The sequence below is a fragment of the Tabrizicola fusiformis genome, from assembly GCF_013328815.1.
In the GTDB taxonomy this organism is placed as follows: Bacteria; Pseudomonadota; Alphaproteobacteria; order Rhodobacterales; family Rhodobacteraceae; genus Fuscibacter.
The window spans coordinates 256,112-269,026 of the sequence record NZ_JABUHN010000001.1 but is presented as its reverse complement, the minus strand read 5'-3'; the positions used below and the strand labels follow the sequence as shown (position 1 = coordinate 269,026).

Genomic DNA, 12,915 nt, shown 5'->3' with positions numbered 1-12,915 from the left:
TGGGCGACGACCTCTTGTCTCTCGGCGCCGGTGACCTTGGCAGTGGCGGCGAGGGGGCCGACAGCTTCGCGCTGCGCGACATTGGCACCGGGGATGCACCGCCGCAGATCGCGGATTTCAACCCGCAAGAGGATGCGCTTCTGGTGCTTTATGACGCCACCCTGCATCCCGACCCGATGCTGTCGCTGACGGTGGACGAGGGCAGCGGAACAGTAACGCTGCTGCTTGACGGGGTGCCGCTGGCTGCGCTGACCAATGGCGCACTGCCGGACCTAAGCCAGGTGCAGTTGCGCGCCGCCTGATCACAGCCAAAGCTGCGGCGCCACGCCATAACCGACATAGAGCGGATGGCGCGGCTGACCGCCCTTGGTCAGGCCCAGATGATGCAACGCAACCCCCTGACCGCGCAGATTTTCCGCAACCAGCCGACCCTGCCCCAACAGATCGCCATGCGCGCCCCAGCCGCACAGAACCAGCCCGGCGGCCAGCGCCACTTCTTGCAGCACCGCCGCATTTCCCGGGCCGACCGGATCGGCGGCGCGACGCAGATCGGCGGGATAGGTGGCGCGGAAGGCGAAAAGATTGACCACCGACAACCCGCCAAACCCCAAGGCCCGCGCCCGTCGCTCACAGCGTTCGATGGTCGGGTCATTGCGTTCTTCGGTCGCGGTCGAGGGGTTGAGCATGACGCAAGCCAACAGTGCCCCCGGCGCCCAGACCCGCTCCAGCCGATAGCGATAGACGCCGCAGGGCGAATACCAGGCCCGGCTCGCCGCATCGCCCTTCTGGAAACCCCGAATGATCATCGCCCCTCCCTGCCCCGACGTTGCAGCCTCCGGCGGGGATATTTGCGCCAAGATGAATAGCGCGATTTCATCTTGGCCCAAATATCCCCCGCGGAGCGTTCCGCCCTTTCGGCACTCGCCACAGCACGGCACCCTTCCGCGGCAGCCCGGCCAAGCGGGCCCGATGCCCGCGCGGACGGCCCCCGGCTCAGGGCAGGTTGAACACCCGCGATGGGTGCAACTCTCCCGAACGATAAACCCCAACCGCAACGGCACGGCCCTGATCGCTGGCCCAGGCCGTATCCCCCCATTCGACACCCGAGGCCAGCACCATCCCCGGATTGCCGTTGCGCAGCCGCGCCGCACCTTCCGGCGTGGCAGGCAGCTCCGGCAGATCGGCCAGCCCCAGTTCCAGCGGCTTCAGATGCTGGTCCAGTTCCTCGGTCTTGGCAATCCGGTCGATCTCGTCCAGCGTAAGCCCCTCGCTGGCATGGAATGGCCCCGACCATTCCCGCCGCAACCATTGCACATGGCCAAGGCAGCCCAGAACCTGCCCCAGGTCGCGCGCGATTGAGCGGACATAGCCGCCCTTGCCGCAGACCATCTCCAGATCGACATGATCGGCGTCCGGTCGGCCCAGAACCTCCAGCCGCTCCACCCAAAGGGGGCGGGCGGCAAGGTCCATCACCTCGCCCTCGCGGGCCAGGTCATAGGCGCGTTCCCCCTCGACCTTCACGGCGGAAAACTGCGGCGGCACCTGCAGGATATCGCCGCGGAACCCGGCCAGCGCCGCCACAATCGCCGCATCCGATGGGCGCTGCGCGCAGGTTTCCGTCACCTCGCCCTCGGCATCGTCGGTGGTGGTCGCCGCTCCCAACGTCACACGGAAGCGATAGCACTTCAGCGCATCGGTGACATAGGGCACGGTCTTGGTCGCCTCGCCCAGCGCCACCGCCAGAACACCTGTCGCCGCCGGGTCAAGCGTGCCCGCGTGCCCGGCCTTCTGCGCCCCGAAGGCCCATTTCACCTTGTTGACCACCGTGGTCGAGCCGATGCCCGCAGGCTTGTCCACCACCAGCCAGCCCGAAACCGGGCGGCCCTTCTTGCCGCGTGCCATCGCCTACTCCTTTGCCCGAACCACGGCAACCATCGGCCCCATCGGCCAGCCGCCATCGTCGCGCCCGATCTGCGGCGCATAAAGCCGCGAGATCGAACCGTCCAGATACAGCGCCTCGGGCAGGTCCAGCACATCACGGAAGAGCCGCCCGAACGTGTCGAAATTCACCCGCCCGTCCGAAATCACGAAAACCGCGCGCTGACCGTCGCTGCTGACCCCGACGCCATTGCGGTATTTCACCGAATCGGAGCCGGGAATGAAGCGCGGATGCAGCGCGCCACCGATCACCAGCATCGGCCCCGATTGCGTGGCATGGCGGCAGGCGGGGCGCGTCTTCGCAAAGGCGCGGCTTTCGATCACCGCAAAGGGCCGCGTGCCGCCGATGCAGAAAACGCCGTTCGGAAGCATCCCGAAATTGCCCGGCCCGGCAGCCGTCACCAGCGGGTGGCCTTCGCGCCCACCCTCGACATAAAGGCCCACCGGCGCGAAATCCTCATGGAACATCCCGGCATTCATCGCAAATTCAAGGGTCAGACCCTGCGCCTGCAACGCAGTCTCCAGCGCTGCGAACGTGCCATAGGGGCCGGTGGCGCCGTTCAGGAACAGCCGCAGATCATCGGCAGCGGTCACCTCGCAGGCGGCATAACCCGCGCCCTCGAAACTCAGATCGCGGCAGGTCACGGCAGACACAGCCTGCGGCAAAAGCAGGCCGACCAACAGCGCCAGCGCCCGCATCCTAGGCGTCGCCGTCTTCGTCATCCTCGCCCGCGGCAAGATCGCGCTGCACGGCAGGATCGGCGAACATGCGTCGCGTCTCGTCCAGCCGGTCATAGGTTTCATCCGGGCGAAAGCGCAGGTCGGGCGTGTATTTCAGCGTCAGCTCGCCCCCGATCCGGTGGCGCAGCTCGGCCTTGTTGCGGGCCAGTGCCGCAATGGCATCGGCCACCGGAACCGACCCCATCAACGGCATGACATAGGCCGTCGCCACCTTGAGATCGGTCGAAAGCCGCACCTCGCCGACCGTGATCGACATCCGGTTCAACTCGGGGTCATGAATGTCGCCGCGATTCAGCACATCCGACAACGTGCGGCGGATAAGTTCGCCGACGCGCAGTTGCCGCTGGGAGGGGCCGTCGCCGGCATGAGAATGTTTTGGTGCCATAACGGGCCAGATACGCCCTTTTGCGCCCCCCCGCAACGGCGGGCTTTCAGGCCGGGGCGCGACGGGTTACACCCGTGTCGGGATGCAAAGGGGAAGTATCATGACGGATCTGCCGGGAATCGTGGTCACGGGCGCTTCGGGCCGGATGGGGCAGATGCTGGTCAAGATGCTGGCGGGGTCTGACAAGGCGCGGCTGGTCGCCTGTGTCGAGCGCAGCGGCCACCCCTGGATCGGCCGCGATGCGGGGGTGGCGATGGGCGGCGCCGCAATCGGCGTGACCGTCACCGACGACCCGCTTGCCGCCTTTGCCCGGGCGCAAGCGGTGATCGACTTTACCGCCCCTTCGGCCACGGTGGAATTTGCCGCCCTCGCCGCGCAGGCCCGCGCGGTGCATGTGATCGGCACCACCGGGCTGGAAGCCGAGCATCACGCGAAAATCGACCTTGCCGCCCATCACGCCGTGATCGTGCAGGCCGGCAACATGAGCCTGGGCGTTAACCTGATGCTGGGGCTGGCCCGCAAAGTCGCCGCGGCGCTGGATGCCGACTGGGATATCGAAGTGGTCGAAGCCCATCACCGGATGAAGGTCGATACCCCCTCGGGCACCGCGCTGATGCTGGGTCAGGCCGCCGCCGAAGGCCGCGGTATCAGCCTCGATGCGGCGATGGTCTCAGGCCGCGACGGCATCACCGGCGCCCGCACCCGCGGCAGCATCGGCTTTTCCGCGATCCGGGGCGGCGATATCGTCGGCGAACATGACCTGATCTTCGCCACCGAGGGTGAGCGGATCGTGCTGCGCCACCTCGCCACCGACCGCGCGATCTTTGCCCGCGGCGCGCTGCGGGCCGCGCTCTGGGGCCAAACCCAGAAGCCGGGGCGCTATGACATGGCGGATGTCCTCGGCCTCTGACCCGGCACGCCCGGCATTAACCGCGATGCCTCCGGCGGGAGTATTTCAAAAGGTGCAGTTGCAGGGGCGCGCGGGTTCGGCCGCCGCCCGCGAACTTTGGTTTGCACCTTTTTGAAATACTCCCGCCGGAGGCCCTTTTCCGACGCCGCCAAAGCGCAGCCAGAGGGCGGTCTTCCGTGGCAACGCTGCCTCGGGGGGCTCGATGCCTCCCGAGGCGGCCCCGTCCGTCAGATCACGAACTCTTCGCGCGCATAGCCCTGCAGGAACAACAGCGCCGTCAGGTCGCCGTGGTTGATGCGGATATCGCATTGGGCGGCGACCACCGGCTTGGCATGCAGGGCCGCGCCGGCGCCGGCGCGGGTCAGCATTCCCAGATCATTGGCGCCATCCCCCACCGCCAGCACCTCATCTTCTGTGATGCCCAGCCGGGCGGTGATCTCTTCCAGCGCATCGACCTTGGCCTGCTTGCCCAAGATCGGATCGGCCACTTCGCCGGTCAGCGCCCCGCCCGCCTGCAACAGCGTATTGGCCCGGTTTTCGTCAAATCCCAGCCGCGCCGCGATGGCGCCGGTGAAGGCGGTGAACCCGCCCGAGACCAGCGCCGCATGGGCACCATGGGCCTTCATCGTCGCCAGCAGCACCGGCCCCCCGGGCATCAGCGTGATGCGGTCGCGGATCACCCGGTCGATCACCGAGACCGGCAGGCCCTTCAGCAGCCCGACCCGCTCTCGCAGCGCCGCCTCGAAATCCAGCTCGCCATTCATCGCCCGGGCCGTAATCGCGGCGACGCGGGCGCCGACCCCGGCCTCATCCGCCAGTTCGTCGATGCATTCCTGCCGGATCATCGTGGAATCCATATCCGCCAGCAGCAATTTCTTCCGCCGCCCCTCGGCTTTCTGCACCACAAGATCGACGCCAAGGCTCTGTAGCGCTTCCCAGACTTCCCAGCGGTTGGCGGGAATCGCGGCCAGCGGAAACTCCGCAGCGACCCCCGGATCGAGCCAGAGCGCATCGCCGCCCCCCCAGGCATTGCGCAAGGATTCCACTGTGACCCGTTCCAGGATCGGGCGGTCGGGATTGGTCAGCAGGGTGGCGATGAACATGAGCGGGTTTCCCGGGCAAGTTTCCGATAGTGGAGCGGCGCGTCGCAAATCGCGCGTGATGCGGCGCTTTAGCGTGATTTTGGCTCTTGTGCCAGTGCGGCAAGGCCCATATCCACGGCGGCGGGACACCCCTCCCCAACGGGGGGCATTTATCTGGAAGGATACCATGGCTGATCTGATCGCCCCGGCAACGCGCCCGGCCAATCCGCGTTTCTCCTCTGGCCCCTGCGCCAAGATTCCCGGTTATTCCCTTGATATGCTTGTCGATGCGCCGCTTGGTCGCTCGCACCGTGCCGCTGTCGGCAAGGCCAAGCTGAAAGAGGCGATTGACCTCACCCGCGAGATTCTGGGCGTGCCCGCCGATTACCGCATCGGCATCGTCCCCGGCTCTGATACCGGCGCCGTCGAAATGGCGATGTGGTCGCTTTTGGGCGCCCGGCCGGTTGAGATGCTGGCTTGGGAAAGCTTTGGCGAAGGCTGGGTGACCGATGTGGTCAAGCAGCTCAAGCTGGATGCCACCGTCAGGAAGGCGCCCTATGGGCAGATCGTCGATCTGGCGACGGTCGATTTCGACAAGGATGTGGTCTTCACCTGGAACGGCACCACCTCGGGCTGCCGGGTGCCGAATGCCGATGCCATTCCGGCCGACCGCAAGGGTCTGACCATCTGCGACGCCACCTCTTCGGCCTTTGCCATGGAAATGGACTGGGCCAAGCTGGATGTCGTGACCTTCTCCTGGCAAAAGGTGCTGGGCGGCGAGGGCGCGCATGGCATGCTGATCCTCAGCCCCCGCGCGGTGGAACGGCTGGAAAGCTATACGCCCGCATGGCCGCTGCCGAAGATTTTCCGGCTGACCGCCAAGGGCAAGGTTTCCGAAGGTATTTTCGTCGGCGAGACGATCAACACCCCCTCTATGCTGGCGGTGGAGGATTATCTCGTCTCGCTGAAATGGGCGAAATCGGTGGGCGGTCTGCCCGGCCTCGTCGCCCGGGCCAAGGCCAATGCCCAGGTGGTCTGGGATTTCTGCGCCGCCAATCCCTGGCTGCAGAACCTGGCCGAGACGCCCGCGATTGCCTCGACAACCTCGGTCTGCCTGAAATTCGCCGATGACCGGATCAAGGATGGCGAGGCTTTCGCCAAGGCTGTGGCCAAGCGGCTGGAAAAGGCCGGGGTCGCCTATGATATCGGCGCCTACCGCGATGCCCCGGCGGGCTTGCGGATCTGGTGCGGCTCGACGGTGGAAACCGCCGATGTCGCGGCGCTGATGCCGTGGATCGCCCATGCCTTCGAAGCGGAGCTCGCCGCTCAGGTCTGAGATGCAGGGTCGGGCCAAGCCCCGGCCTACGTAGGTCGGGGTTCACCCCGACTCACCCCCCAAACATATGGAGTCCCTCATGGCCCCCCGCGTTCTCGTTTCCGACGAACTCTCCGAAACCGCCGTCCAGATCTTCCGCGACCGCGGGATTGAGGTCGATTACATGCCGAAGCTTGGCAAGGACAAGGAAAAGCTGGCCGAAATCATCGGTCAGTATGACGGCCTTGCCATCCGCTCGGCGACCAAGGTCACCGCGAACCTGCTGGAGAAGGCCACCAGCCTCAAGGTGGTGGGCCGGGCCGGGATCGGTGTGGACAATGTCGATATTCCCGCCGCCTCGAAAAACGGCGTGATCGTGATGAACACGCCCTTCGGCAATTCGATCACCACTGCCGAACATGCCATCGCCATGATGTTCGCCGTTGCCCGGCAAATCCCCGAGGCCAATGCCTCCACCCATGCGGGCAAATGGGAAAAGTCGCGCTTCATGGGGGTGGAGTTGTTCAACAAGACCCTTGGCGTGATCGGTGCCGGCAATATTGGCGGCATCGTCTGTGACCGCGCCGTCGGGCTGAAGATGAAGGTCATCGCCTATGACCCCTTCCTGTCGGACGAACGGGCCAAGGCGCTGGGCGTGCATAAGGTCGAGCTGGAAGAGCTGCTGGCGCGTGCCGATTTCATCACCCTGCATGTGCCGCTGACCGACAAGACCCGCAACATCCTGAGCCGTGAGAATCTGGCCAAGACCAAGAAGGGCGTGCGCATCATCAACTGCGCCCGCGGTGGTCTGATCGACGAGGTCGCGCTGAAAGAGGCGCTGGAATCGGGCCATGTCGCCGGGGCGGCGCTGGATGTGTTCGAGGTGGAGCCGGCTACCGAAAACCCGCTGTTCAACCTGCCCAATGTCGTCAGCACCCCGCATCTGGGCGCAGCCACCACCGAAGCGCAGGAAAACGTGGCGCTGCAGGTGGCCGAGCAGATGTCGGATTATCTGTTGTCAGGCGCCGTGCAGAACGCGCTGAACATGCCCAATGTCACCGCCGAAGAGGCCGCCGTGATGGGCCCCTGGATCAAGCTGGCCAGCCATCTGGGCGCCTTCATCGGCCAGATGACGGATGAGCCGATCAAGGCCATCAACATCCTTTACGATGGCAGCGTGACCACGATGAACCTTGCCGCGCTGAATCAGGCGGTGATTGCCGGGGTGATGAAGGCGTCGAACCCGGATGTGAACCTGGTATCCGCCCCGATCGTGGCCAAAGAGCGCGGCATTCAGGTTTCGACCACGCGGCAGGACAAATCGGGCGCCTTTGATGCTTATATCAAGGTCACCATGGTCACCGAAAAGCGCGAGCGTTCGGTGGCGGGCACCTGCTTTGCCGATGGCAAGCCGCGTTTCATCCAGATCAAGGGCATCAACATCGACGCCGAGGTCGGCGCCCATATGCTTTACACCACCAACGAAGACGTGCCGGGCATCATCGGCCTTCTGGGGATGACCATGGGCAAGAATGGCGTGAACATCGCCAACTTCACCCTTGGCCGTTCCGGTGTGGGACAAGATGCAATTGCGCTGCTCTATCTGGATCAGGCGATTGATCCGAAGGTGGTCGAGACGCTGGAGTCGACCGGCATGTTCCAACAGGTCAAGCCGCTGCAATTCGAAGTGGCCTGAGTTCGGGGGCGCCGGGAAACCGGCGCCCTTTCTGTTTTCGGCCATGGCCCTTGCCGCGCTGCGGCGATATGGTGGCAGCAAAAGGGGGGCACCCATGCGGACCTATGCCATCGGCGACATCCACGGCCATCTCGACAAGCTTCTGGCGCTGCACACGCTCATTGCGGCGGATATGGCGCAGCATGGCGCGGCCCCCATTGTGCATGTCGGCGATCTGGTGGACCGCGGTCCCGACAGCCGCGGCGTGGTGGAATACCTGCGGAACGGCATTGCCGAAGGGCGCGACTGGATCGTGCTGAAGGGCAATCATGACCGCCTGTTCACATATTTCCTCGACGATCCGGCCCGGCCCGACCCCGGCCTGCGCTCCGATCTGTCATGGCTGCATCCGCGCATCGGCGGGGCAGAAACGCTGGCCTCTTATGGCGTCGCCCATCCGGCAGACCGCCCCATTGCGCCGGTTCATCTGGATGCCGTGGCCGAGGTGCCCGCCGAACACCGCCGCTTTCTTGAACAGCGGCCCGGCCTGTATCAGCGCGGCGAGGTCGTGTTCGTTCATGCCGGCATCCGCCCCGGTGTTGCACTGAGCGCGCAAACTGAGACGGATCTGGTCTGGATTCGCAAGGATTTTCTTGAGGATACCCGCGATCATGGCGTGTTGGTGGTGCATGGTCATACTGCCATCGACCGGCCCACGCATTATGGCAACCGGGTGAATATCGACAGCTCGGTCGCCTATGGCGGCCCCCTTTCGGCCATCGTTCTGGAAGGGCGCGAGGTGTTCCAGATCACGGCTGAGGGCCGCTTGCCGCTGCGCCCCTAAGCGCCTTCACGCGCCAGTGCCAGCGCCTGTTGCAGCACGGTGGCATCGCCGATGTGATTGGCCAGAACCAAAACCAAACGGGCGTTCATTGCATGGCTTTCGGCCTCGCTCAAGCCCTTGTGCGCGGCCAGAAGTGCCGCATAAAACCCATCCGCGTCCGAAATGTTCGGGGTGGTCATCAATGCCATCACAGGCCCTCCCACGCCGCTTCGACCGCGGCCCTGATCCCCGCTGCATCGGGATTCACCCACCGCGCCGCGACCACCTGATCGGGCCGGATCAAATAGGTCGCCGCTGCCGCCTGCCCCAGATAGCGCTGACGCAACGGATCGGTGACATCGGGCGACAGAACGCGCAGGCCGGTGCCTGCGGGTGCTTCCTGACCCAAAACCAGCAGACAAAAATCCCGTCCCAGCGCCTCTGTCAGCCAGCCCTGACCCAGAGGCGCGTCGGGAGCCACAGCGCCGGGGCGGCTGCCCTCCGGCAAGGCGACATCATCCGGCGCCGACAGCGGATAGACGCAAGGCTTTGACAACCGCCCGGAATTTACCATCGGTCGTGCAAAGTCGGCTCGGCTTGCCAGATGCAGAACGGCATCGCGGAACAATCGCTCCACCCCATCCCCCGGCGACATGAACCGGGTCGAGCGTGACGAGTTCAGCAGGTTCTCATCCGTTCCGAACACCCGTTCACGATCATAACCGGCAAGTACCGATGCCGGCCTCTCTCCCTTTACCACCGCGGCAAGACGCCAGCCCAATGCATCGACATCGCCCAGCCCGCCATTGCCACCGCGGGCACCGAAAGGGCTGACGACATGGGCAGAATCCCCCGCAAACAGCACCGGCCCATGCACAAAACTGCGCAGCCGCCGGCATTGGAAGGTGTAGATTGAAGTCCAGTCCAGCGTGAAATCGCCGTGTCCCACCACCTTCTGAATGCGGGGAATGATCCGTTCGGGCAACCGCTCCTGCTCGGGGTCGCTGTCCCAGCCCAGTTGCAGATCAATGCGATAGATGGCATCGGGCTGCTTGTGCAGCAGGGCCGACTGGCCGGCATGAAAGCTCGGCTCAAACCAGAACAATCGTTCACTTGGAAAATCGGCCTGCATCCTGATATCCGCGATCAGGAAGCGTTCCTCGAACAATTCCCCCTCGAATTCCAGTCCCAGCATGGCGCGGATCGGGCTGCGCGCGCCATCGCAGGCGATCACCCAATCCGCTTCAAGCTGATAGTCACCATCCGGCGTCTGCACCGTCAAAACCGCGTGCCGGGCATGGCGATCAACCGCCACAACCTTGTTTTTCCAGCGTAAATCAGTGCCGACTTCCTGCGCCCGCTCGACCAGATATTCTTCGACATAATATTGCTGGAGGTTCACAAAGGCCGGCATCTTGTGCCCGTCCTCCGGCAGCAGATCAAAGTTGAACACCTCCGCCTCGCGGTGAAAGGTCCGGCCGACCTTCCACGTCACGCCTTTTGTGACCGATCGTTCACCAACACCCAGCCGATCCAGAATTTCAAGGCTGCGCTTGGACCAGCAAATTGCCCGGCTGCCCACAGAGACCACATTATTGTCGTCCAGAACGACCGCGGAAACGCCATGGTTGGCAAGTTCGATCGCCATAGCCAGGCCGATCGGCCCGGCACCGACAATCGCTACCTTATGGCGCGGCTCGGCCCCGGTCAGCCCGGGCGGCGGCGTATAGGCGAACGGCTTGTAATCGTAAGGCATGACCCCTCCCCGAGCCACAATATCCGGTATTCAACCCTGCAAGGCAGCCCACATTTCGCGGTCCCGCTCTGCGGTCCAGATGCGCGGATGGTCGATGCCGCGCGCTTCGTCATAGGCGCGGGCGACATTGAACGGCAGGCAATGTTCGTAGATCGCAAAGTCCCTGAACTTGGGATCACAGGCCGCGCGCACCGCGTCCCAAGCTTCTTTCAGACTGCCGCCGCGCGCCACAACGCGCGCCACCGGGCGATAGGTGCTGTCAACGAAATCCGCGGTCGCCTCAAGCGCGCGTGCCACCATGTCGCGGCCCAGAAGCGCGTCGCCGCGACCGGGCGCAATTGCCACCGGGTCGAAATCGGCAATCGCCTGCAGCGTGCCACCCCAATCGGCAAAATGGCCATCGCCGCAATAGCAGGCAGAGTGATATTCCACGATGTCGCCGGTGAACATCACCTCGGAATCCGGCACCCAGACCACCGCGTCGCCCGCCGTGTGCGCGCGACCAAGATGCATGATTTCAACCCGGCGCTTGCCAAGATAGACCGTCATGCTGTCGCTGAACGTGGTGGTCGGAAAGGTCAGACCCGGGATTTCTTCATGGCCCTGAAACAGCCGCGGAAAGCGGCCGAATTCGGAGGCCCAATCCTCGGCACCGCGCTCTTCCACCATGCCGCGGGCGGCGTCGGACATGATGATTTCCCTTGCACCATAGGCACTTGCGCCCAGAACCCGCACAGCGTGATAATGGGTCAGCACCACATGCGTTATCGGTTTGTCCGTTACCTGCCGAATGCAGTCGATCACCTTGCGGGCCAGCCGCGGCGTCGCCTGCGCCTCGACCACCATCACCGAATCATCGCCGATGATGACGCCGGTGTTCGGATCACCCTCGGCGGTGAAGGCGTAAAGCCCGGGGCCGATTTCGGTGAAACTCGTCTTTTTCTCGCCCAGATCGCCTTGCGATGCGAATGCCTTTGCCATCACTTCCCCCGTGCATATGGGTCGGCCAACGCGGGAAGCACCTGCCCCCGGCACGCGCCGAACCCGATCCGATATCCCTTGCCCTGCGCATGTCCGCGCAGGGTCAGCGTGTCATTGTCTTCGATGAAACTGCGGGTGCCGCCGTCGATGGCGAAGGGCTCTTTGCCCCCCCAGCTCAGTTCCAGAAGGCTGCCGCGTGCATCTTTTGCAGCGCCCGAAATCGTGCCCGAACCAAGCAGGTCACCGACCGTCATCGCGCAGCCGCTGGTGGTATGGTGGGCCAGTTGCTGCGGCGCAGAGTAATACATTTCCGCATAATTGGTGCGGCTGATCACGGTTTCCCGCCCTCCCTCCGGGGTCAGGGCGACCTCCAGCGCGATGTCATACAGCATCGGACGCGGTTCATGCAGATAGGGCAGCAGCGGCACCTCGCGCGCCGGGGTAGAGGTGCGGAACGGCTCCAGCGCCGCAGACATCACGATCCAGGGGCTGATGCTGGTGGCCGTTGCCTTGGCCTGAAACGGGCCGAGCGGCTGATACTCCCAAGCCTGAATGTCGCGTGCCGACCAATCGTTCAGCAAGACATAGCCGAAAATCATCGCTTCGGCTTCATCCACGGTCACCGGATGGCCATGGGTCGAAGCCTGTCCCACAACGGCGCCCAATTCCAGCTCGATATCAAAGCGGCGCGAGGGTTGGAACGCAGGCACAGCATGGTCCGGACCCTTGACCTGCCCCCAGGGGCGGCGAACCGGGGTGCCTGAAACCACCACCGACGAGGCGCGGCCATTATAACCAATGGGGATATGCAACCAATTGGGTGGCAAGGCATTTTCAGCGCCACGGAACATGGTTCCGACATTCTGGGCGTGGTTTCGTCCGGCATAGAAATCGGTATATTCCGAAACCAGCAAGGGCATATGCAGCGCCACATCGGCCAGCGGCACCAGATGCGGTTCGACCTGCGCGCGGAATTGTGAACCTTCGTTCAGAAATTCTGCGACCCGCGCCCGCAACGCAGCCCAGACCGCCGGCCCTACCTCCATGACCTCGTTCCAGAACGGCACGTCCAGCAGAGGTCCGCCGTCCAGAACCAGCAGGCCCTCTTCCTCAAGCGCCGCAACGTCCAGCACGAAATCGCCGATCGCCATGCCGCAGCGCGGCTCTTCGCCGGCGCGGGAGAAGACGCCGCAGGGCAGGTTGTTCAGCGGGAAATCCCCGTCGGGCCGGTTGGCGCCCGGCACCCAGGACAGTTGCAGGTTCATCGTTCCTCCTGATCGGGGCATGAGAAACCCTCATGCCCGCCAAA

General features: G+C 64.5%; 14 protein-coding genes. 5 read left to right on the top strand and 9 right to left on the bottom strand.

Annotation, left to right across the window (positions count from 1 at the left end; all coding sequences use genetic code 11):
- Positions 1-14: 14 nt before the first annotated feature.
- The gene (locus HS053_RS01280; RefSeq protein ID WP_174209372.1) at positions 15-302 is read left to right on the top strand and encodes a hypothetical protein; all 288 of its coding nucleotides are present in this window, start codon (positions 15-17) and stop codon (positions 300-302) included.
- On the opposite strand, the gene HS053_RS01275 is transcribed toward HS053_RS01280, so the two are convergent.
- The 4 genes from HS053_RS01275 to rbfA form a co-directional block, all read right to left on the bottom strand.
- Positions 303-806, bottom strand: coding sequence for a DUF1643 domain-containing protein (locus HS053_RS01275; RefSeq protein WP_174209371.1), 504 nt, complete (start codon positions 804-806; stop codon positions 303-305).
- Positions 807-993: 187 nt separating this feature from the next.
- Positions 994-1,902, bottom strand: coding sequence for a tRNA pseudouridine(55) synthase TruB (truB, locus tag HS053_RS01270; RefSeq protein WP_174209370.1), 909 nt, complete (start codon positions 1,900-1,902; stop codon positions 994-996).
- Positions 1,903-1,905: 3 nt separating this feature from the next.
- Positions 1,906-2,661, bottom strand: a complete 756-nt coding sequence (locus HS053_RS01265; protein ID WP_458358871.1) for a phosphodiester glycosidase family protein — start codon at positions 2,659-2,661, stop codon at positions 1,906-1,908.
- The gene (rbfA, locus tag HS053_RS01260; protein ID WP_174209369.1) at positions 2,639-3,064 is read right to left on the bottom strand and encodes a 30S ribosome-binding factor RbfA; all 426 of its coding nucleotides are present in this window, start codon (positions 3,062-3,064) and stop codon (positions 2,639-2,641) included. Before rbfA ends, HS053_RS01265 begins: the two co-directional genes overlap by 23 nt.
- A 100-nt stretch (positions 3,065-3,164) precedes the next feature.
- Here rbfA and dapB point away from each other — a divergent pair, with 100 nt between their 5' ends.
- Positions 3,165-3,974 (top strand): 4-hydroxy-tetrahydrodipicolinate reductase, encoded by an 810-nt coding sequence (gene dapB / locus HS053_RS01255; RefSeq protein ID WP_174209368.1) that lies wholly within the window; start codon positions 3,165-3,167, stop codon positions 3,972-3,974.
- Positions 3,975-4,201: 227 nt separating this feature from the next.
- On the opposite strand, the gene serB is transcribed toward dapB, so the two are convergent.
- Complete coding sequence (serB, locus tag HS053_RS01250; protein ID WP_174209367.1) at positions 4,202-5,077, bottom strand: phosphoserine phosphatase SerB; 876 nt, start codon at positions 5,075-5,077, stop codon at positions 4,202-4,204.
- A 166-nt stretch (positions 5,078-5,243) separates the two neighbouring features.
- Between serB and HS053_RS01245 the strand changes: the two genes are divergently transcribed.
- The 3 genes from HS053_RS01245 (at position 5,244) to HS053_RS01235 (ending at position 8,890) form a co-directional block, all read left to right on the top strand.
- Positions 5,244-6,392 carry a phosphoserine transaminase gene (locus HS053_RS01245; RefSeq protein ID WP_174209366.1) on the top strand — a complete coding sequence of 383 codons (1,149 nt, stop codon included), beginning with the start codon at positions 5,244-5,246 and terminating at the stop codon, positions 6,390-6,392.
- Positions 6,393-6,471: 79 nt separating this feature from the next.
- Positions 6,472-8,067 (top strand): phosphoglycerate dehydrogenase, encoded by a 1,596-nt coding sequence (gene serA / locus HS053_RS01240; RefSeq protein ID WP_174209365.1) that lies wholly within the window; start codon positions 6,472-6,474, stop codon positions 8,065-8,067.
- 94 nt (positions 8,068-8,161) lie between these two features.
- Positions 8,162-8,890 (top strand): metallophosphoesterase, encoded by a 729-nt coding sequence (locus tag HS053_RS01235; protein WP_174209364.1) that lies wholly within the window; start codon positions 8,162-8,164, stop codon positions 8,888-8,890.
- Here the strand turns inward: HS053_RS01235 and HS053_RS01230 are convergent.
- The 4 genes from HS053_RS01230 to fahA are packed head-to-tail and all read right to left on the bottom strand — an operon-like array spanning position 8,887 to position 12,871.
- Positions 8,887-9,078 carry a DUF2783 domain-containing protein gene (locus HS053_RS01230; RefSeq protein ID WP_174209363.1) on the bottom strand — a complete coding sequence of 64 codons (192 nt, stop codon included), beginning with the start codon at positions 9,076-9,078 and terminating at the stop codon, positions 8,887-8,889. The two genes, HS053_RS01235 and HS053_RS01230, sit on opposite strands and share 4 nt — an antisense overlap.
- The gene (locus HS053_RS01225; RefSeq protein ID WP_174209362.1) at positions 9,078-10,625 is read right to left on the bottom strand and encodes an FAD-dependent monooxygenase; all 1,548 of its coding nucleotides are present in this window, start codon (positions 10,623-10,625) and stop codon (positions 9,078-9,080) included. Before HS053_RS01225 ends, HS053_RS01230 begins: the two co-directional genes overlap by 1 nt.
- Positions 10,626-10,655: 30 nt before the next feature.
- The gene (locus HS053_RS01220) at positions 10,656-11,606 is read right to left on the bottom strand and encodes an MBL fold metallo-hydrolase (RefSeq protein WP_174209361.1); all 951 of its coding nucleotides are present in this window, start codon (positions 11,604-11,606) and stop codon (positions 10,656-10,658) included.
- Positions 11,606-12,871: a fumarylacetoacetase gene (gene fahA, locus HS053_RS01215; protein ID WP_174209360.1), complete on the bottom strand. Its 1,266-nt coding sequence runs from the start codon at positions 12,869-12,871 to the stop codon at positions 11,606-11,608. The genes HS053_RS01220 and fahA overlap by 1 nt, the downstream gene beginning before the upstream one ends.
- Positions 12,872-12,915: the final 44 nt, after the last annotated feature.